The sequence below is a fragment of the Paraburkholderia sejongensis genome (assembly GCF_020880815.1).
Lineage (GTDB): Bacteria > Pseudomonadota > Gammaproteobacteria > Burkholderiales > Burkholderiaceae > Paraburkholderia > Paraburkholderia sejongensis.
Genome location: NZ_JAJITD010000004.1, coordinates 459496 through 479202, shown reverse-complemented (window position 1 = coordinate 479202; position 19707 = coordinate 459496). Strand labels below are relative to the sequence as shown.

The 19707-nt window shown below is 64.6% G+C and carries 17 protein-coding genes and 1 pseudogene; 6 read left to right on the top strand and 12 right to left on the bottom strand.

The window, feature by feature from the left end:
- The 3 genes from LJ656_RS10865 to LJ656_RS10855 all read right to left on the bottom strand — a co-directional run.
- The coding region (locus tag LJ656_RS10865) for a type VI secretion system Vgr family protein (protein WP_230509403.1) at nucleotides 1–2206 on the bottom strand (2206 nt) is incomplete at its 3' end.
- A 216-nt stretch (nucleotides 2207–2422) separates the two neighbouring features.
- Complete coding sequence (locus LJ656_RS10860) at nucleotides 2423–2755, bottom strand: hypothetical protein (protein WP_230509432.1); 333 nt, start codon at nucleotides 2753–2755, stop codon at nucleotides 2423–2425.
- Between the two features lie 171 nt (nucleotides 2756–2926).
- Entirely contained in the window at nucleotides 2927–4231 is a 1305-nt protein-coding gene (locus LJ656_RS10855) for an adenylosuccinate synthase (RefSeq protein WP_230509402.1), read from the bottom strand.
- 140 nt (nucleotides 4232–4371) lie between these two features.
- On the opposite strand from LJ656_RS10855, the gene gcvA reads away from it, so the two are divergent.
- On the top strand, nucleotides 4372–5271 hold the full coding sequence (gcvA, locus tag LJ656_RS10850) for a transcriptional regulator GcvA (protein WP_230509401.1): 900 nt from the start codon (nucleotides 4372–4374) through the stop codon (nucleotides 5269–5271).
- A gap of 401 nt (nucleotides 5272–5672) precedes the next feature.
- On the top strand, nucleotides 5673–6911 hold the full coding sequence (locus tag LJ656_RS10845) for a porin (protein ID WP_230509400.1): 1239 nt from the start codon (nucleotides 5673–5675) through the stop codon (nucleotides 6909–6911).
- 87 nt (nucleotides 6912–6998) lie between these two features.
- On the opposite strand, the gene LJ656_RS10840 is transcribed toward LJ656_RS10845, so the two are convergent.
- The 9 genes from LJ656_RS10840 to LJ656_RS10800 form a co-directional block, all read right to left on the bottom strand.
- On the bottom strand, nucleotides 6999–8018 hold the full coding sequence (locus LJ656_RS10840; RefSeq protein WP_230509399.1) for an ABC transporter substrate-binding protein: 1020 nt from the start codon (nucleotides 8016–8018) through the stop codon (nucleotides 6999–7001).
- A 154-nt stretch (nucleotides 8019–8172) separates the two neighbouring features.
- On the bottom strand, nucleotides 8173–9240 hold the full coding sequence (locus LJ656_RS10835) for a LacI family DNA-binding transcriptional regulator (protein ID WP_230509398.1): 1068 nt from the start codon (nucleotides 9238–9240) through the stop codon (nucleotides 8173–8175).
- Between the two features lie 131 nt (nucleotides 9241–9371).
- Nucleotides 9372–9764 (bottom strand): RidA family protein, encoded by a 393-nt coding sequence (locus tag LJ656_RS10830; RefSeq protein ID WP_230509397.1) that lies wholly within the window; start codon nucleotides 9762–9764, stop codon nucleotides 9372–9374.
- The gene (locus LJ656_RS10825) at nucleotides 9761–10351 is read right to left on the bottom strand and encodes an NADPH-dependent FMN reductase (protein WP_230509396.1); all 591 of its coding nucleotides are present in this window, start codon (nucleotides 10349–10351) and stop codon (nucleotides 9761–9763) included. Before LJ656_RS10825 ends, LJ656_RS10830 begins: the two co-directional genes overlap by 4 nt.
- 76 nt (nucleotides 10352–10427) lie before the next feature.
- Nucleotides 10428–11603 (bottom strand): ABC transporter substrate-binding protein, encoded by a 1176-nt coding sequence (locus tag LJ656_RS10820; RefSeq protein WP_230509395.1) that lies wholly within the window; start codon nucleotides 11601–11603, stop codon nucleotides 10428–10430.
- Between the two features lie 55 nt (nucleotides 11604–11658).
- Nucleotides 11659–12015: a cupin domain-containing protein gene (locus LJ656_RS10815; protein WP_230509394.1), complete on the bottom strand. Its 357-nt coding sequence runs from the start codon at nucleotides 12013–12015 to the stop codon at nucleotides 11659–11661.
- Nucleotides 12012–12989 (bottom strand): quinone oxidoreductase family protein, encoded by a 978-nt coding sequence (locus LJ656_RS10810; protein WP_230509393.1) that lies wholly within the window; start codon nucleotides 12987–12989, stop codon nucleotides 12012–12014. The genes LJ656_RS10815 and LJ656_RS10810 overlap by 4 nt, the downstream gene beginning before the upstream one ends.
- Nucleotides 12990–13043: 54 nt before the next feature.
- Nucleotides 13044–13817: an SDR family NAD(P)-dependent oxidoreductase gene (locus LJ656_RS10805; protein WP_230509392.1), complete on the bottom strand. Its 774-nt coding sequence runs from the start codon at nucleotides 13815–13817 to the stop codon at nucleotides 13044–13046.
- A gap of 13 nt (nucleotides 13818–13830) precedes the next feature.
- Entirely contained in the window at nucleotides 13831–14718 is an 888-nt protein-coding gene (locus LJ656_RS10800; protein ID WP_230509391.1) for a dioxygenase family protein, read from the bottom strand.
- Between the two features lie 365 nt (nucleotides 14719–15083).
- Between LJ656_RS10800 and LJ656_RS10795 the strand changes: the two genes are divergently transcribed.
- From LJ656_RS10795 to LJ656_RS10780, 4 genes and pseudogenes are all read left to right on the top strand, one after another.
- On the top strand, nucleotides 15084–16631 hold the full coding sequence (locus LJ656_RS10795; protein ID WP_230509390.1) for an LVIVD repeat-containing protein: 1548 nt from the start codon (nucleotides 15084–15086) through the stop codon (nucleotides 16629–16631).
- An 82-nt stretch (nucleotides 16632–16713) separates the two neighbouring features.
- Nucleotides 16714–18081 (top strand): FAD-binding oxidoreductase, encoded by a 1368-nt coding sequence (locus LJ656_RS10790; protein WP_230509389.1) that lies wholly within the window; start codon nucleotides 16714–16716, stop codon nucleotides 18079–18081.
- A 155-nt stretch (nucleotides 18082–18236) separates the two neighbouring features.
- Nucleotides 18237–19118: a beta-keto acid cleavage family enzyme gene (locus LJ656_RS10785; protein WP_230509388.1), complete on the top strand. Its 882-nt coding sequence runs from the start codon at nucleotides 18237–18239 to the stop codon at nucleotides 19116–19118.
- Between the two features lie 108 nt (nucleotides 19119–19226).
- A pseudogene (locus tag LJ656_RS10780) lies at nucleotides 19227–19588 on the top strand (transposase); the annotation flags it as partial.
- Nucleotides 19589–19707: the final 119 nt, after the last annotated feature.

Sequence of the window (19707 nt, the reverse complement as noted above, 5' to 3'; positions counted from 1 at the left end):
GTAGCGATTTCACGGCCGCAATGCTGACGTGGCCGCCCGCCGTGACGGCGACATGTTCGACGCTCGCCAGATGCATGCTTTCTGCCGCCGTCACACTGACACCCGCGGCACTGGCCAGCACCAGGTCCGGCCGTTTCAGTTCGGGAAAGGGCTGCTCGCCGGTCGCCGCGGCTGCGCGCACGGTAGCGCCTCCACGTATCGAATCGTTCTGCGTCCTGATCGCCTTCGACACATCGCTCTGACTGGTCTGCTCCTCCTGCGCTTCATACTGCCGCGCAAGCCCTGCCAGGCCTTCATGGATATCGCGCGCCTGAGTCAGCCGCGCCACCGTCTCCCCCATGTCTTTCGCGGGCGCGTTCGCGCCGTCGCGCGACTCGGTGGTGATCAGCATGCCCCGGTTGGCCCGCGCGACACCCCATGCGTGGGTCGCCAGTTCCCAGCCGATGCCGCGCGCCTGCTGGCGGCCCGCTTCACGCACGATCCGCGTGTTGTAGCCGAGTACGAGCCGGGACTGCGCGTGATCGCTGGCCAGTTGGGCCTGAAGGCGGCCGGGGGTGTCGTCGAGCGAGAGGTGATTGGTCTGGCCATCGAAGCCCCGATCGAGCTCGCAGCTGAGAACGCCTGACAGTGCCTGGTTCGCCGGCAGCTTCCACGGCGGCTGGTTCCATACATTAACCATCCGGTCGGCCACGTATGGCTTGTCCGGATCGCCTTCGTGGTAACTGACTGTGACCTCCTGGCCCGTGCGCGGCAGGTGGATCGCACCGAACCCGTTGCCCTGCCACGGCGAGGACACGCGTAGCCAGCAGCTGGCGCTGTCGTTTTTCGGGTTGAGCCGGTCCCAGAGGAAACGGACCTTCACACGTGCATATCCGTCGACCCAGATCCGTTTGTTCTCGGGGCCGACCACGACGGCCGTTTCGTTCGGACAGTGCGCCTTCTTTTTCGGACGGTTCCTGAAGAACGTATTGGCCGGTTGCAGCACGAAGCGGGTCACGCACTGGCGCGGTTCGTCGCCAGTCCCGCTATCGCCTGCTCCAGAGTCACCCGACTCCGAACGCTGCAGCGCATTGCGGATATCGAGCGTAGTTACCACCACCAGATATTCCGCATTGACGGTCGGCTGCGGATGATCTTCGAGCCAGAACGTCTTTCCTGTAGTCAACCCCCGCAGGTTGCCGCGACCGGTCAGACGCAATCCACGGCAGCGCATCGCATCGACGCGCACGCTCGCGAGGTATCGCGCTTCGCTCTGCTGCTTGTTGGGTTTGCCCGATAACCCCTCCGCCCCCGCGAGGGGTTGTGAGTAATCTCCCCATCCGAACTGCCCGATGTTGTCGTGAGCCGATCCGCTATGGCCGGCGAATTCACCGTCGAACCACTCACCGTAGCGCGTGTAGTCGTAGTCATTCAGACTGACCTTACCGGTCGTGATCTGCCGCGAGACCCTCAGCCTGTAGATATGCTCTTCATCGACGTGCCGGCTATCGGGCGCGCGATACCGGATGCGGTCATACACATTGCGATGCCGTTTGTGCGAGCCGGGACAATCGCACAGCACGAGGTTCATCCCGTCGAACAGGTAGTAGATGCCCCATTCCCGCCAGATACGCGTGAGGAATTCAAAGTCGGACTCCCACATCTGCCGCACGTAATCGCGGTTCGGAAAAGGCTCTCTGGAACCGGGGCCACCCAGTTCTCTCACGACCGGATACGGATAGCGCTCGCACAATATTCGATCAGTGATCTCGACGACGGTGGAATTCTGGAAGATCCTGCTGTCCCGGTTCTTTGTCGCCAGCCACAGCCAGGGCCGCACGATGAAGCGGTAATACCCGCGCCGGTCATCAGTACCGAGATGTCTGACGCCAGTTATAAGGCCCGAAACCGTCCGGCTGGTGGCGCCGGCATCCTTTGCATCGCCGCGTTCCAGCCGACCCGCCAGGCCAATCGATCCGTTATCCGAAAAACCAATCGAGATATCGACAACGGTCCCAATCAGCCTGTCCGGCACGACCAGTTCCTGTGCCTGCCACCGCGTGAGCGTCGGGCTCTCAACGGTCGCCACATCGAGCGAGTACCGATAAAGCTTCCCTAACGCCTCAGTCCCGCGCAGCCGCAGCGCAGCCAGCACCGGCGCACCGCCCCACGTAGGCAGAGCGCCCCCGGCAATCTCCAAAGTGCGGCCCTGCAATGGCTTGAGCATACGAACCTGCCGTTAACGAACTGCCGACAGTATCGAAACTACCCACCATCACATCCATCAGACACAGACTAATTTTTACCTTATCTGAGCTAAATTTGATTTATGACAACAAAAAAGGCCACCGTCCCACCGGACGGCAGCCTTTTCATTCACCCAATAACGAACGAGAAACCCGCGGACCTCATCCGCGCCCGTTCGCCAGCGCCTTCAACCGCCCTATTGCCCCGCCGGCGACTTCACGCTCGGCGTCGCCAGCGTGTTATTGCTCTTGGGCGCGCTGTCGTCGGACTTGGTATTGCTGTTCATACTCGGCAGCCCCGAATTCGGCGCCCGAGTAGACATCCCGCTATCCGCACCGGTATTGCCCGGTGTGCCGTAGCCGCCTGCCGCAGCGCCGCCGGGCGCACCGTTCACCTGGTTCGTCGGGCTAGCCGTGCTGCCGGCCGCCCCGCCACCTGTGCCGTTCCCGCCTCCCGCGGACTGTGCAAATGCGCCACCCGACAGCGTGAGTGCGGCGACTGCGATTAACGTGCTGGTCAGCTTGCTCATGATCCGTCCCTCCATGATCGGGTTGAAATGGACACAGACGGGTTTCGTCTGCTTGATCATGAGTGTCGCAAGGGCTGTGCCGCGCACGGTTTTTCGCGGCGAACTCACATCGCCGCGAACCCCGCGAGTCGGCGCCGAAAACCTCGGTCACGCCTGCCAGCACGCGCTTCGTCAGACTTTTCGGCCGTCCGCGTCTTCGAAGGGCGGGCGCAAAACAATCGCGTCGTCGCGCTCGGGACCGGTGGTAACCATTGCCACCGCGATACCGACTTCCTGCTCAATTGCTTCGATCAGCGCCGCGGCCTGAGGCGGCAGCTCACTATATGAACGGACGCCGCGCGTCGTGCGTTGCCAACCGTCGAAGCGCCTGAGCACGGGTTGCAGACGCTGCTGTTCGGCATCGCTGGCCGGCATGTAGTCGATGCGCTCGCCATCGAGCTCGTAACCCACGCACAGATACACCGAATCGAATCCGTCGAGCACGTCGAGCTTGGTCAGCGCGAGCAGATCGATGCCTGCGACCTTGCTGCTCTGGCGCAACTGCACGGTGTCCAGCCAACCGCAGCGCCGCGGCCGCCCGGTATTGACGCCGTACTCGCCGCCACGCTGCCTGAGCAGGTCGCCGAGCGCGCCATCCACTTCCGACGTGAACGGACCTTCGCCGACCCGCGTCGCGTAGACCTTGCTGACGCCGAGCACCCGGCCCAACTTCGACGCGGCGATGCCCGCGCCGCTAGCCGCGCCGGCGGCAATGGTGCTCGACGACGTCACGTACGGATAGCTGCCCCAATCGACGTCGAGCATCACCGCTTGCGAGCCTTCGAAGACCACGCGCTTACCCGACGAATGCGCATCGTCGAGCAGTTGCCAGACGCGCGCTTTGAACGGCAGGATTTTCGGCGCCATCGCCAGCAGGTCGCTCAGCATCGGCTCACGCTGGAAAGGCTCCAGACCCAAACCGCGCAACCATGCGTTGTGGTGTTCGAGCAGCACGTCGAGCTTCGCGGCGAGCAGTTCCGGCTCGGCAAGGTCGCAAACCCGCAAACCACGGCGGCCAACCTTGTCTTCGTAAGCCGGCCCAATGCCGCGCAGCGTAGTGCCGAGCGGCTTCGCGCGCAGGCGTTCCTGGGCGGCATCGATCGCGCGATGGACCGGCAGCACGAGCGTCGCGGTCTCGGCGATGCGCAGCACGTCGGGCGTCACATGAACGCCGAGCGCCGCCATCCGGCCGATCTCCGCCAGCAGCGCCTCGGGGTCGAGCGCGACACCGTTACCAATCACGCCGAGCTTGCCGCGCACGACTCCGCTCGGCAGCAGCGCGAGCTTGTAAGTCCGGCCGTCGACGACCAGCGTGTGCCCGGCATTGTGGCCGCCGTTATAGCGGGCGACGATGTCCGCCTTCTCAGCCAGCCAATCCACGATCCGGCCTTTGCCCTCATCACCCCATTGCGCGCCAACCACGACGACATTCGACATTCGATACATTCCTGGTGAATTAATCAAACAGATCCGGCAACGGCTCTGCTGCGACCGGGCTCACTATAGAGAGCCCAGCCAACCCGAAAAGATATATACTCATCAGCCTTGTCAGGAAAAATCACATAGGAATTGGCTTTATGGCACGTCGCCTGCCACCGCTGAACGCGCTGCGCGTGTTCGAAGCCGCGGCCCGGGTCGAGAGTTTCTCGGCTGCGGCCGACGAGTTGTGCGTCACGCACGGCGCCGTCAGCCGGCAGGTGGCGCAACTGGAAGCATGGCTGGGGCTCAAGCTGTTTGAACGGCGCGGCCGCAGGGTCGTGCTGACGGTGTCGGGGCGCGCGTACCTGGCCGAAATATCGGCGGCGTTCGATCGCATCGCGCTCGCCACCAACGAGCAGCTTCGCACTACCCGCCAACAGATCGTGAGGGTCAACGCACCGACCACGTTCGCACTGCGCTGGCTCTTGCCGCAACTGTCCAACTTCCAGTTCACCAATCCCGCGATCGAGGTCCGCTTGACCACGTCGGACGAACCGATCGAAAAACTCGGCGACACCTGCGACGTCGCGATTCGCGGCAGCGAGCAGAAATCGGCGGGCTATCAGGTATCCGAATTTTTATCGGAAGTGCGGCTGCCGGTGTGCTCGCCCAAGGTGTTCGAATCTCATCCGATCCGCGCGGTGGCTGACCTCGCGCAGCACACGCTGCTGCACACGGCGACCTATCCCGGCCTATGGACCGAATGGCTGGCGGCGAGTGGGCACGCTGGGCTGGTCCCACGCCACTCCCAGCAACTGGATCATTTCTATCTGACGCTGCAAGCGGCGATCGACGGTCTCGGCATTGCGATGGGTCCGACCGCGCTGGTGGCGCTCGATGTCGAAGAAGGCCGGCTGGTGTTTCCGTTCGACGGCCCCGCGTTGCCGGCATGGCGCTACTGCAGCTACGTCCGCGACGCACGGCGCGACGACCCGGCGATCGCTGTCTTCCTGACGTGGCTGCGCGAACTCGGGCAGCGCTTTTCCCGTCACGCGTAGTACGCCGCTGCTCCGGCCTTGCGTCGAATAGCGTAAAACAAACGATTGCAAAAATATTTTCGCAACGATTGCGGCGTACCCCAACGCGTCCTCACAAGCCACCTGTCTTAATCAACAGGATTCGCCGGTTATATCGACGTTTCTACCAATTCCATCCGAAATGACTTGACGGACAAATATCGTCAACTTATTTTGCAATCGATTGCATTACGGTCTCTCCGGCATGTACGAGTAACGCACTGCAACCGGAACCGGCAATCTGCAATTGAGCAGTCGACCGCAAAGCTGTCGTTATCAGGAAGCCGGCTTAGCGGTCGACATACATAGAAGAAATACAGATAGGCAGCGCGACGTCGCCCGACAGCCTCCGTCGCGTGTCGATCACGAATTGGAGAGACCTCATGAAGAAGTTGCTGGTCGCAGTGGCGGGAACGTGCGCGGTTGCGGGGATGGCGCGCGCGCAAAGCAACGTCACGCTGTACGGTCTGATCGACGCTGGCGTGAACTACACCACCAACGTGCAGACCTCGAAGCCCGCCGGCCGGCCGCCGGTCGGCGGCTCCCAGGTGGCGATGCTCGACGGCGGCCTCGGCGGGCTCAGCGGCAGCCGCTGGGGCCTGAAAGGCGCGGAAGACCTCGGCGGCGGCTGGAAGGCGATCTTCCAGCTGGAATCGGGCATCAACTTCAACAACGGCTCGCTCGGCCAGGGCGGCGCGATGTTCGGTCGCCAGGCGTTTGTCGGCATGTCCGGCGCGCCCGGCACGCTGACGCTCGGCCGCCAGTACGATTCTCTGCGCGACTTCGTGCAAAGCTATGCGGCCACCGGTCAATTGAGCGGCGTGATGGGCGCGCGCCCCGACGACCTCGACAATCTGGCCGATTCGCGTCGCCTGAATAACGCGATCAAGTACACCAGCCCGAAATTCAGCGGCTTCACGTTCGGCGGCATGTATAGCCTCGGCGGCATCGCCGGAGCGACCGGGCGCAATCAGTTCTGGTCGGTCGGCATGAACTACGTGAACGGACCGTTCGCGTTCGGCACCGCGTACGTGAATGCGCGTAATCCGAATCTGTCGTACTTCGGCACGAATCCGAATTCATCCACCAGCCCCACCGGCAACAACATGGGCTTCGCGGGCAGCGCGACGGCGGCTCAGTACAACCCGGTCTATGCGGGGTTCGCGTCGGCTCACACGATGCAAATCTTCGGCGCGGCCACGACTTACGACATCGGCAGCTTCACGCTCGGCGTCAACTATACGCATACCCGATTCGACGACCTCGGCGATACCGCGACGTCGGGCCCGAACCCGTACAACTACAGCGGCAATGCGGTATTCGACAGCCCCGAAGTCAATCTTCAATACCAGGTCACGCCGGCACTGCGCCTGGGCGCGGCGTACAACTACACGCATCTGAAACGGGCCAACTACGGCGACACCGCGAACTACAACCAGTACTCGGCCGGCGCCGCTTACGCGCTGTCCAAACGCACCGTGCTCTATGGCGTCGCGGTGTTCCAGACCGCCGGCGGCACCGACTCTCTCAATCAACCCGCGGTCGCTTCCATCGACGGCCTCACGCCGTCCGCGACCAGCCGCCAGGCATCGTTCCGGCTCGGCTTGCGGCATTACTTCTAGGCTTTTACTTTTACGACGAGAAAGGAAACGGAGCGGCGATTCCGCCGCTCCGCTGTCATTCAGATCTTTGGCACGCTTATTCGGCGCTTATTCGACACCCTCCCACGCGGCATGCTCGCGAGCACGTCGCAAGTACTGCAGATCGATGCAGGGCGGCAGTTCGCCGCCGCTCGCGAACGACGTATAGCGGTCCCGCAATTGCAGCACCTGGCGCGCGGCGGCTTCGGGCATCTCCATATCGCGAATCAAACCGTGCGCAGGGTCGGTCAACTCGTCGTACACCGCGCTCGCCGCGGCGGGTTCTAGACCGGCAAACTCGGTCGTCAATACCGCCATGCACTCCTGACGATTAGCCGGATCGAAGATCCAGTTCAGCGCACGGCGATAGCCGAGCAAAAAGCCCTGCAACGCGTCCGGGTTCGCGTCCGCCCACGTTCGACGGACCGCGCCGACGGTCCCGAGATAGGCCGGATAGTGATCGCGCGACTGGCGCAGCGGCACGAAGCCTTGTTGCCGCGCCAGCGTGTCGAACGGCGAGCGCACGAGGGTCGCGTCGTGCCGTCCCGCGATCAGTTCGCGATAGCGGTTGCCGGTGCCGCCGGCCGCGACGAACGTGACCTCGTCCTGCGCGACCGCGTGTTGCGCGAGCATGTCGCGCAACACGAACGCGAAGCCGGTCGTCATCGCATCGACCGACAACGTTCGCCCGCGCAACGCGTCGATCGACGCGAGACCGGGCCGCGCGACCAGCGCGAGAAAGCCCGCATCGCCGCCCATGAAGGCGGTCAGATCGTGCATCCGGCCGTCGTCGGTTTCGCCGTGGCCGCGCGTGTACGCGAACACATTGTCGATGCTGGTCAACGCCAGTTGCGCGCTGCCGTTCTGCAAGCGGTTGATCATATCGACGGAGCCTTTGGTGTAGTCCATCGTCACCGTCACGCCGTGCTGTTCGAACAGCGCGCGCCGCTGCGCGATCCAAACCGGCAGATTGAACGCCCCTTCGAAACACAGCAGCGTCAGCGGCTTAAGTCCATCCGCGAGCGAAGAACCGCCCTGCTGCTCCGGCCGCTGGCGCGCAATATCGGTCGATACTGGAATTGAAGTCATGCAAGCCTCGCAAAGGCCGGCGTGGGCCCGTGCCTCGCGCCGGCATCTGATGAATTGAATTCGCGCGCACTATGCGTGTGCGGCGCGCCATGGCATCGATAAAGCAGCGGCTGCGCGTGCACGCGGGCTGCTTACCGCGGGCCGCACCGATCGATCAGGCCTTTTTCTTTCTGCCGGCGCCGGTTTTTTTCGGCGCGAGCCGGCGCGGCGCGGCGGTGGACCCGCGCACGACGAGTTCCGGTTTCAGGCGCACTTCGAGCGGCTCGCTCTCGCCCTCGTCGATCGTGTTCAGCAGAATCCTCGCCGACTGAAAACCAAGCTCGCGCTGCTTGATGCGAACCGTCGTCAGCGGCGGATCGATCACGTCAGTCAGCGGCGTATCGTTGTGACCGACGAGCGAGATATCGGCCGGACACGCGATGCCGCGCCGATGAAACACATCGAGACAGCCGATCGCGATCAGATCGTTGCCGGCGATCACCGCGGTTACGTCGTCGAATTGAGTCAGCAACGCCTCGCATGCGAGCACCCCGGCCTCGCGCGTATACGCGCTGCTTTCAACTTCCATCCGTTCGTCGAACGGCAGCCCCTGCGCGATCAACGCAGTCTGGAAGCCGAGATGGCGGTGATAGCTGGTCGACACATTGAGCGGCCCGACCACATGACCAATCCGCGTATGACCGAGCGCCACCAGATGATCGACCGCGAGCCGGATACTGAGCACGTCGTCGTTCACCACGCACGACACCCGCCCCCGCTCTTCCGAACGATTGACCGTGACGACCGGCAGATCCTGCGCGATGCAATAGGAAATCAGCGGATCGTCGCGTTCGACCGAGGCCACGATCAATCCATCGATCTGGCGCCCCTGCATCTGCTCGACGATATGCTGCTGCTTCGCGTAACCGCTGCCGGCATTGACCACCAGCGCGGTGTAGCCGGCCGGCCCCAATGCTTCCTCGATTCCAAGCAGGATCAGCGGGAACATCGGATTGGTGATGTCCGGCAACAGCACGCCGATCAGATTCGAGCGTTTGGTGCGCAAAGAAGCGGCGATGCTGTTCGGCCGGTAGCCGAGTTCCTGCACCGCGGCCAGCACCTGCGCCGCGACTTTGTCGCCGACCAGTTGGCGGGTTTTCGGATTGATGGCGCGCGACACTGTCGAAGGGTGGACCCCAAGTCGCTTCGCCAGATCGCGCAACGTGATCTTCGTGGTGGACATGCAACCAATTCCCGGCAGCGCCTGTTATAAACGTGAGGCCGTATTTTATCCCCGGTGCAATACGAGCGGCTTACTCCTGCTCGCCCGGATGCCGCCTGGTCAACCCGGGCGCCATCCGGTGTGCCGCTGGGTCAATCGACCACCGCGATACCCTGGATTTCCACCAGCATTTCCGGTTTCGCGAGCCCCGCGACGGTGATCAGCGCGCTGGCCGGAAAGTTGTCGCCGAAGATCTCTTTGCGGATTTGCGTGAACGCATCGCCGAAGCGCGCATCGGTGATCGACACGGTCATCGTCACCAGACTCGCCAGCGTGCCGCCGGCCTGCTCCAGCGTGGCGGCGAGCAGCGCGAAGATTTCGCGCACCTGGCCTTCGAAATTGCCGGCCAGCGAGCGACCTTCGCGATCCGCGACCACGGTCTGTCCGGCCAGCCACACGATGCGGCCGCCCTGCGTGACGACCGCCGGCGAATAGGCGCGTGCCTGCGCGTTATCGCGCTTGATATAGCTGCGTTGATGCGTCATGCCACGACCTCCTTCAGTTGTTGTTCCGCGCGCGTCTGCAGTTCGATCCAGTCGCCGAAGCGAGCCATGAATGCGGTCAGAACGTCGCGCGTGGGCGCATCGGTCAATCGACCTTGCGCATCGAAACGCGACCAGGTTTGCGTAACCAGCACCTCGGGTTTGTTCAGCGTGACCATGTCGAGCGCCTGGCAAACCAGCCGCAACTGCGCTTGCGCGCGCGCCGTGCCGAAGCCCGCGCCGGCGCCGACGATGCCCGCCGGCTTGCCGGCGAGCGGAGCTCCGCTGCTCGGACGCGAGAGCCAGTCCAGCGCATTTTTCAGGACCCCTGAAAACGAAAAGTTATATTCGGGGGTCGCGAGCAGCACCGCGTCGGCCCGGCGAATTTTCTCGCTCAACGCGGTCACCGCGGCCGGTACGCCGGCCTTCTCGACATCTTCGTTGAAGAACGGCAGATCGCCGAGCTCGACGATTTCCAGCTCCATGCCGTCCGGCGCGAGCTCGCGCGCGGCGCGCAACAGCGCGGTATTGGTCGAGGCTTTGCGCAGGCTGCCCGACAAGGCAATCACGTGGATGGTTTTCCGATTCATGAATCGCGACTCGCTAGAGAAAAAAGAAACTTCGGTGTATTGACGGAGGCTGCGTGAATGCGGCCTACCCGGCTGCTTACTTCATCGAACACTGGCCGGCGTCGCGACTGCGATAGTCGACCTTGATCTTCGAGCGGGTCGCCAACTCGGCGCCCGCTGCGTTTTTGACGACGTCGACGCGATAGAAGTCGACCAGACCGAACTGGTTGGTATCGAACTTGAAATTGCCGCGTACCGATTTGAAATCCGCCGTCTTCAGCGCCGCGCGCAACGCGTTCTTGTCCGTAACGTTGCCACCCACCTTGCGCATTGCGACATCGAGCAGTTGCGCGGCGTCGTACGATGCGGCCGCGTACATCGACGGAATGCGTCCGTACTTCTCCTTGAACGCGGCGACGAATTGGCGGTTCTGCGGATTGTCCAGGTCGGGCGAGTACGCGGACGCGGTGATCGCGCCGACCGCTGTGTCGCGCAACGCCGGCAACGTGGTGCCGTCGACCGTCGCCACCGAAATCAGCGGCAGCTTGCCCAGCAGACCGGCCTGGCGGTATTGCTTGATGAAGTTGACCGCCTGCCCGCCCGGATAGAACACATAGACCGCGTCCGGATTGGCCGCTTGCAATTGCGCGATTTCCGCGGAGAAATCGAGCTGATTCAGCGGCGTATAGACTTCGTCGACCGGCTGTTGCCGGTATGTGTGCTTGAAGCCCTCGACCGCGTCGCGGCCAGCCTGATAGTTCGGTGCCATTACATAGACGCGCTTGTAGCCGAGGTCTTGCGTCAACTGGCCGCCCGACTCGTTGATCTGGTCCATCGTGCCCGATGAAACCGAGAACATCAGCGGCGTACAGCCGCCGCCGGCCAGCGGCGCCGGGCTCGCATTCGAGCTGAGCAGCACGACGCCGGCCGACGTGATCGGCTTGGCCGCCGCCATCATCACATTACCGTAGGTCATGCCGGTGATGATCGAGACCTTGTCGTCCTCGATCAGCTTGCGCGCCGCCTGCACCGCGAGGTCCGGACTGAGCCGGTCGTCGGCCTTGACGACCTGAACCGGCACGCCGCCCAGCTTGTTGTCCTTTTGCGCGAGCGCCAGCATGAAGCCGTCGTATTGATCCTGCCCGAGCGCGCCGCCCGGACCCGACAGCGTGCCGAGAAAACCGATCTTCACTTGCGCGCTCGCCTGGGCGGCGGCCAGCACGGCGCCGAGCAGCACCAGCTTGAGATACCTTGTTCGCGTGTTTTTCGTCACAGCTACCTCCGGATAAAGATTCGTTGAGCTATCTTCTGCGACCTTCCCGGCACCGTCATTCGTCAGGCAAAACCCTCGCTTCGTAGGGCATCGTCAACAGGATCGCGGCGGGCAGCGCGCTATCGTTGCGCAACTGCCGCGACTCGCCGGGCGCCAGATAACAACTGTCGTACGGGCGCAGCACCGCTTCTTCGCTGCCGTCGCCGATCGTCACCTCGCCCGCCAGCACCAGATAGAGTTTTTCCACCGTCGAGCTGGCCAGCGAGGTCCGCCCGCCTGGCAGCAGCCACGACAGACCTTGCCAGCCCAGTTGCGCGGGCGAAACCTCGTAGCCCTGCACGCGGCGACAATGCATGCCGTCGTGATGGGCCGCCTCGTAACGCGGCATCTGCGTGTAACGGATCACCTTCATGGCGTCAGCACAACCCGCTCGCGCGCGCCCGCCGCGACCTGACGATAAGCGTCGTGCGCCTGCGCAAGCGGATAGACGAAGCCCGGCTTGACCGGGAACGGCCGCAGCACTTCTCGGGCAAAACCGTCGGACAACGCGTCGAAGATCGCCGCGCATTCGACATGATCGAGCGCGAGCGTGTCGATACCGACATACGTGTGCTGGCCGCGGTAGAACGTGAAAATATCGAACGGCACGCTGCGCTCGAGCGTCGAAATGAACACCTGGGTCGCGCCCTTGGCCATCGACGCATTGCCCGCCTCGAAATACGGACTGCCGACCGTGTTGAACACGATGTCCGCGCCGCGGCCGTCGGTGCACTCGCGCACGCGCTCCGCCACCGGCATGGTGCTGGCATCGATCACTTCGACCTCGCCGTTCGCATGCCCCTGATACGCTTCGCCGTTGCGAGTGACCGCGATCACTTTCACTGCCTGGGCGCTCGCGAGCTGGATCGCCGCTTGCCCGACCTTGCCGTTGGCGCCGAGCACCAGCACGCTGCGCGTGTCGCCGGACAGCCCCGCGCGGCGCAAGCCCTCGTATGCGGTAACGAACGGCACGCCGACTGCGCCGGCTTCGAGCAGCGGCACCGCGGCGGGCTTTTCGCGCACGCCGGCTTCGTCGACCACCAGATTCCGCGCGTGGCTGCCGTTGCGCCGGATTCCCAGCTCGCCGCCGCTGCCCCACACCTGCTTGCCGATCCACTCCGCGGGGCCCTCCAGCACGGTGCCGGCGTAGTCGCGACCCGGCACGCGCGGCCACACCGCGTGCGGCATCAGACCCAACGCGGCCTTCACGTCGCTCGGATTGACCGCGGCGCTGTGCACTTCGATCAGCAGTTGGCCGCGCTCCAGCGCCGGCGGCGCGCACTCGGCCAATTCGAGTTGCAGCGCGTCGACGGTGTCGACCGCCCGGTACAGTTTCAATGCCTTCATGCAGCGTGTTCCTTCAAAAGTAATTTTCGAGTGCGCAGTCCGCGGATTGCAGCATCACAGCTGCCGGCCGCCGTCGACCACGATGGTCACGCCGGTCGAAAAACGCAGCCGCGTCGCGCATGCCTCGATCGCGGCGGCGACATCGTCAGGACTGCCGATCCGTCCGAGCGGCGTGCGCGCGCCGACCTGCTGGTTGAAATCGGCGCTGCGCCCCGGCACGAAGCCGGTATCGACGACGCCCGGACTCACGCCGAGCACGCGAATTTGCGGCGCGAGCGCGCGGCCGAGCGCGCGGGTCATCGTGTCGAGCGCGGCCTTCGCCGAGCAATAAGCGATATTGCTGCCGACCGCGGTACTCGCCGCGATCGACGACACGTTGACCACCAGACCGCCGTCGCCCTCGCGCAGCAGCGGCGCGAACGCGCGCACCGCGGCGAACGCGCCGCGATAGTTGATCGCGAAGATCTCGTCGATCATCGCGTCGCTCAGGCCGTCCAGATCGGCGTGCGGCACCGCGTAGGTCTTGCCGGCGGCATTCACGAGGATGTCGGCGCGCTGCCACTCGGCGGCGACAGCCGACGCGAGCCGGGTCAGCGATGCGCTATCGGTCAGGTCTGCCTGGAAAATCTTGTGGCCGCTGCCGGGCAACGCCTGCAGCACCTGATCGGCACTCGCGTCGTGCCGGAACGTCACCAGCGCGATCGTCGCGCCGGCCGCCGCGAGATGCCGCGCGGCGGCGACGCCGATGCCGCCGTTGCCGCCGAGGACGACGGCCACCTGGCCGTGCAGAGGAGTGCTTGAGGAGGATGCGTGGGTTGACGTGTTCATCGGATTGCCGTGCTCACTTGATGGGCGGTTTCGGAAAAGTGCGCGTGCCGGCTTGCAGCACGAAGTCGTAATCGAGCGTGTAGCGCGCGGGCAGGTCCGCTTCAGCCGGATGCCGGACGAGCCGGCCGACGGTGCTCCCGGTCGCGCCGAACACCACGTCGCTGTCGAGATACTCGGCGTCGTCCGCGAAGATCTGCGTGATCAGCGTTTTGCTGCCGTCGCGCGACACCATGAAATGCAGATGCGCGGGCCGGTACGGATGACGCCGCTGCGCGGCGAGCAGCTCGCCGACCGGGCCGTCCGTGGGCACCGGATAACCGCGCGGCCGCACCGTGCGAAAGCGGAACCGGCCCGCGTCGTCCGTGACGAACCTGCCGCGCAGATTCATGTCGGGCTGCCCGTCATCCTGATTTTCGTAGAGGCCATCGGGCGAGGCCTGCCACACGTCGACCAGCGCGCCGGCAAGCGGCTGTCCCGCCGGATCCAGCACGCGACCGGCGACGAACAGCGGCTCGGCGTCGATCGGCGCGCGCGCAATGTCGGCGCCGGGCTCGCACAGCGGCGCGTCGGCACGCCAGAACGGGCCCAGCAACGCCGCCGCCGTCTGGCCCTGCGCGGCCGGATTGCAGCGCAGCGAAACGAGCGTCGAAATCCCCAGCACGTCCGCCGCGAGCACCGCTTCGTTATGGCTGTCATGCGTCGACTGGCCGATCCTCACCAGGAAATCGAGCGCCGCCTCGAGTTCGCGCTCGCTCAGGTCCACCTCGCGCACGAACGCATGCGCATGCCTGACGAGCGCCGCCATCAGCGTCTTCAGACGCGGGTCCTGGGTATCTTCGAACGCTTTGATGACCGTATCCGTCAGGGACCGTTCATCGCCGACCAAACCGTGCGCGACCATGTCGTCTCCGCAATTTGTTTTGCAATCGATTGCATGCTAGCCAGCGATAAAGTTAGCGTCAAGCACTTGTTGTCGATGCGCGCCCGCACAGCACCGCCCAACCATGGGGCTCCCCGGGAAAACCCCGAACCACCTTTGTTTATAGCTACTTTCCTTGTGCTTATAGCAGGACCGTCGAAGGCCCGCCCAGCAAGCGATTGAGGCATTTTCAGCAGCGCCGCGCAGGCCGGCGAAATAAATTGACAGTCAAATTTCGGCTGTTAATAATGCAATCGATTGCATAAATCCTTCGCCGTACCCTACCTCGAAGCGTCAGCCCGCATTCCCTGCTGAAGCTCCGCAAGCTTGATGGAGGAGGCAGCACCATGTTCGAACCCGCCGATGTTCGAGGCGCCCGCGAGCCGTCGCACGTATCCCCGTCGAACTATGGGATCGACGCGTCGACCGGACAATTCATTCATCCCGATGCCGCACCGTTTTATCCCCATGCGCGCCCGCTCGCCGACAGCCTCGACTATCTGGAGGACCGCGAGTATCGCCACAACATGACGGTGCACGCGCATTGGCCGATCGTCGTCAGTCCGTCGGTCTGCTGGCAGCAGATCATCGACTGGGATGGCCGGCGCTATATGTACAACTACTTCAAGACGCGCCTGAACATCTACGACATCACCGACCCGCGCGAACTGAAGGTACTGGTGGACCGAAAGTTCGCGCCGGGCGAAACGTTCGGCGCGTCGACCATCGCGTTCAACGCGAAACTCGGCAAGTGGCTGATGCTGCAGTCGGCCGAAGTGCCGCGCGGCCTCAACGTGATGGGCGACGGCGGCAAATACGCGGAGCCGGAGCGGGTTGCCGAACTGATTGCGAAGCCGATGTTCCGCGGCTTTCGCGTGTTCGAACTGACGAGTCCGACCGAATGGCATCTGCTGGCGGAAGTCAGCACCGATGCGCTGCATCCGCACGCTCGCGTGCAACAGGGCTCCGGCGCGCTCGACGTGCCGACCTATCACGGCGGCCGCTACGCATTCATCGCCGCGGCGCCGGACAACACCTTCGTCAATCAGGAGTATCCGAACTACGTCTATTCGCCGGGCCAATTGATCTACGACCTCGAAGATCCGACCCAACCGCGCCTCGTCTCCGCGTGGTGGGTGCCGGGCCAGCGGCTCGGCGAGGACGATGCGTATCGCCGGTTGCGTCAGCACGGCAATCGCACGTCATGGCTCGGCGCGCGCATGCCGATCGCGGTCAATCCGCCGCTCGAACAAGGCGGCCGCTACGGCTACGCGGTGATGGGCGGACTCGGCTTTCACGTGATCGATCTCGCCGACCCCGCCAATCCGGTCACCGTCGGCAGTCTCGATCTGCCGCTGAACGTCGGCGGCGTCGAGGGCGACAACGTCGATGCGTCGCGCGCCGCCGAGCTGGGCATCGTGCTCGTCAACGGCTATCCGATGAACGAGGACGGCTACGAGCCGTACAAGGACATCTTCGTGATCGACGTGAAGGAGCCCGCGCACCCCGCCATCATCGGCGTGCTGCCGCGGCCGATGCCGCCCGCCGACGCGCCGTATGCGGATTTCGCACTGCGCCGCGGCAAGTTCGGCCCCAAGCGCCCGGGCTACTACTTCCAGCCGGGCCGCGCGCATCCGGGCATCGCCATTTACCCGTTCATGAACGCCGGCATCCAGGTGTTCGACATCCGCGACCCGGCCCGCGCGAGCATCGCCGCGTATTTCGTGCCGCGCATGGCCGGCGATCTGGCCGATCCGCACTCTTACGCAACCCCGATGGAAAACGTGTTTATCGAATGGGACCGCAAGCTGATCTGGGCCTTCGGCAACACGGGCATCTATTTGCTGAGCACCCCGGCACTGGGCGAGCCCGACTTCGGGCCGCCCCGCGACTGACGCCGGCCCCTGGCGGCGATGCCTGGCATCGCCAATCAATTTCTGAATTGCGTCTACGGACGCGTTGCTTCGAGGGATAAAAATGAACAGCAGTGTCGTCAAGGAAATCGAACAGATCACTCACCGCCCACTGCATCTGGCGGGCAGCCAGGCGTTTCGCGAGGCAACGCGGCTGTACGGCTTTTCCGCCGCCCCCGCGCATCCGGTGCCGCTCGGCGTGATCCAGTGCGAGAGCGAACAGGTCGTGGTGGCCGCGATCAGGGCCGCGCGCGCGGTCGGCGTGCCGTTGTCGGTGCGCGGCGGCGGCCACAATGCGTTCGGCTTCGCGCTGTGCCAGGACGGCATCGTGCTCGACATGCGCCTGATGCGCGACGTGCAGGTCGATCCGGCGCGCAAGCTGACCCGCTGCGGCCCCGGCACGACGTGGGGCGTGTACGACGCGGCCACCCAGCTGCACGGCCTCGCCAGCCCGGGCGGCGTGGTGTCGTCGACGGGCGTGGCCGGTCTCACGCTCGGCGGCGGGATCGGCGCGCTGCGCGGGCTGTACGGCCTCGCGTGCGACAACCTGCGTTCCGCGCAAGTGGTGCTGGCCGACGGCAGCATCGTCACGGCCGATGCGAATCGCGAACCCGATCTGTTCTGGGGGCTGCACGGCGGCGCGAGCAACTTTGGCATCGTCACGTCGTTCGAGTTCAACGTGCATGCGGTCGGCACCCGTACCGTCACCGGACCGATCTACTTCTCGTTCGACGAAGCGGTCAAGGTGATCGCCAACTTCCGCCGGATCGCGCCGGAATTGCCCGACGCGTGCGCGACCGAATTCAATTTCGGCCGCAATAAGGACGGCCGCACGCAACTGGGCATCATGGTGCGCTTCATGGGCGATATGGCGGCCGCCGAGCCGACGCTCAAGCGGATTCGCGCGTGCGGCACGCCGATCGCCGACATGGCCGTCGAGCTGCCGTACTGCCAGGCGCAGCAGCTGCTCGATCCGAAGGCGCCGTGGGACGATCGCCACTACTGGAAGACCCAGACGCTCAATGGTATGCATGACGAAGTAGTCGAAGCAGTCGTGCATTTCATCGAAACCAGCCCGTCGCCGCTTGGCAAGATCGTGATCGAACGGCTGGCCGGCGAGATCAGCCGCATCGATCCCGCCAGCGCCGCGATCAATTTCCGCCATGCGCCGTATAACGCGATGATCGTCGGCGAATGGAAGGACGTGGCCGACGACGAAGCCAACCACGACTGGGTCAAACGCTTCGCGGCGGCGCTCGCGCCGTTCAACGCCGGCGGCGCGTACACCAATTACATGGCCTCCGACACCACTGAAGCCGATATCCGCGCGGCGTTCGGCGAAGCGAAGTACCGGCGTCTGCAGGGCATCAAGGCCTCTTACGACCCGGAGAACTTCTTCAACCGCAACCAGAACGTGCAACCGGCGCGTTAATGCGGTCCGCCGGCGGGGCACGCTCCGCCGGCAGTTCACCCCCTTCGGCAATACTCGGCGCGGCCACGCGACACCGCGGGCGCCGCCGCGCGTCCACGCGCCCACGCGCCCACGCGTTGAAGCCGCGCCGGGCAGCCACTCTTGTGCGAACCGATATGCAAGCGCGAAAAACCATTCTGACCTGCGCGGTCACGGGCAACCTCACGAAGCCGGAACAGCATCCGGGTCTGCCGATCACACCGCAGCAGATCGCCACCGCCTGTCTCGATGCCGCGCAGGCCGGCGCGGCGGTCGTCCACATTCACGTGCGCGATCCGCGCACCGGCCGTCCTTCGATGGACCTCGCGCTGTATCGCGAGGTGATCGAACGGATCAGGGCGGTCGATGCCGAGCTGATCGTCAATCTCACCACCGGCCCCGGCGGCCGCTTTATCCCGAGCGACGACGACCCCAAGGTCGCCGCGGCCGGCACGACGCTGATGGCGCCCGAACAGCGGGTCGAGCACATCCTGCAACTGCGCCCCGACATTTGCAGCCTCGATCTGAACACGATGAATTCCGGCAACGACGTGGTGATCAATACGCCGAAAAACGTCACGCGGATGGCGGCGATCATCCGCGCGGCCGGCGTGAAGCCCGAGCTGGAAATCTTCGATTCGGGCGACATCCATCTCGCCCGCGACCTGATCGACGCGGGCGTGCTCGACGGTCCCGGGCTGTGGACCTTCGTGCACGGCGTGAAGTACGGCTTCGCGGCGACGCCGGAAACGCTGCTGTATGCGCGCAATCTGTTGCCGGCGGGCGCGACGTGGGCGGCGTTCGGGATCGGCCGGCACGAGTTTCCGATGGTCGCGCAAGCGTGGCTCGCGGGCGGGCATATCCGTGTCGGTCTCGAAGACAACCTGTATCTGTCGAAGGGCGTGCTGGCGGAAAGCAACGCGGCGCTGGTCACGCGGGCGCGCGCGATCGTGACCTCGCTCGGGGGTGAACTCGCGTCGGCCAGTGAAGCGCGCGAGATGCTCGGCCTACGGGGATGATGCCGGGCCGGCCGTGCTTGCCCGCCCGCTGAATCCTCGGCCAGCGATTTCCCCGGCGCGGGCGACCGTTGGATCAACACTGCATCAGTGGCACACACCAGGTGGAACGTGATGGGCGTATCGACATCCCCGAAGCACCGGCGGCGCTGGAGCGCGGAACAGAAGCTGGCCATCGTGCGCGAGAGTTTCGCGCCGGGCAAGTCGGTCGCGATCGTCGCGCGTGAGCACGGCGTGAATTCGCGCCAGCTGTTCCAGTGGCGCAAGCTGCATCAGCAGCCAGGCGCGCCGGCGATAAGAACCGTGGTGAAAGCGGTCCCGGCGCCGGAGCTGGCCAGCGCGCTGGGACAGGTGAGAAAGCTCCAGCGATTGCTGCGGCAGAAAACCAGGGAGAACGAAGTGCTTCGCGAGGCGGTCGAGTATGGCCGGGTCGACCGATGGCCGGGCGGCTCGCCGTTGCTGCCGGAGGACGACTGAGCAACGCGCTGCGCTCGCGCTCGCGGGGAAAGCGGGAAGCGGAAAGCGGAAAGGCGGCCCCCCATTCTGGCGCGCGGCAGCCCCGTCACCTACACTACCCACGCCAGAACGAAGC

Coding starts and splice junctions, on each gene's coding strand:
- LJ656_RS10835 (WP_230509398.1), bottom strand. CDS start 9,240: ATGTCCACCACGAAGATCACGTTGCGCGATCTGGCGAAGCGACTTGGG.
- LJ656_RS10845 (WP_230509400.1), top strand. CDS start 5,673: ATGAAGAAGTTGCTGGTCGCAGTGGCGGGAACGTGCGCGGTTGCGGGG.
- LJ656_RS10830 (WP_230509397.1), bottom strand. CDS start 9,764: ATGACGCATCAACGCAGCTATATCAAGCGCGATAACGCGCAGGCACGC.
- LJ656_RS10815 (WP_230509394.1), bottom strand. CDS start 12,015: ATGAAGGTGATCCGTTACACGCAGATGCCGCGTTACGAGGCGGCCCAT.
- LJ656_RS10840 (WP_230509399.1), bottom strand. CDS start 8,018: ATGACTTCAATTCCAGTATCGACCGATATTGCGCGCCAGCGGCCGGAG.
- LJ656_RS10855 (WP_230509402.1), bottom strand. CDS start 4,231: ATGTCGAATGTCGTCGTGGTTGGCGCGCAATGGGGTGATGAGGGCAAA.
- LJ656_RS10810 (WP_230509393.1), bottom strand. CDS start 12,989: ATGAAGGCATTGAAACTGTACCGGGCGGTCGACACCGTCGACGCGCTG.
- LJ656_RS10860 (WP_230509432.1), bottom strand. CDS start 2,755: ATGAGCAAGCTGACCAGCACGTTAATCGCAGTCGCCGCACTCACGCTG.
- LJ656_RS10805 (WP_230509392.1), bottom strand. CDS start 13,817: ATGAACACGTCAACCCACGCATCCTCCTCAAGCACTCCTCTGCACGGC.
- LJ656_RS10825 (WP_230509396.1), bottom strand. CDS start 10,351: ATGAATCGGAAAACCATCCACGTGATTGCCTTGTCGGGCAGCCTGCGC.
- LJ656_RS10795 (WP_230509390.1), top strand. CDS start 15,084: ATGTTCGAACCCGCCGATGTTCGAGGCGCCCGCGAGCCGTCGCACGTA.
- LJ656_RS10790 (WP_230509389.1), top strand. CDS start 16,714: ATGAACAGCAGTGTCGTCAAGGAAATCGAACAGATCACTCACCGCCCA.
- LJ656_RS10800 (WP_230509391.1), bottom strand. CDS start 14,718: ATGGTCGCGCACGGTTTGGTCGGCGATGAACGGTCCCTGACGGATACG.
- LJ656_RS10785 (WP_230509388.1), top strand. CDS start 18,237: ATGCAAGCGCGAAAAACCATTCTGACCTGCGCGGTCACGGGCAACCTC.
- gcvA (WP_230509401.1), top strand. CDS start 4,372: ATGGCACGTCGCCTGCCACCGCTGAACGCGCTGCGCGTGTTCGAAGCC.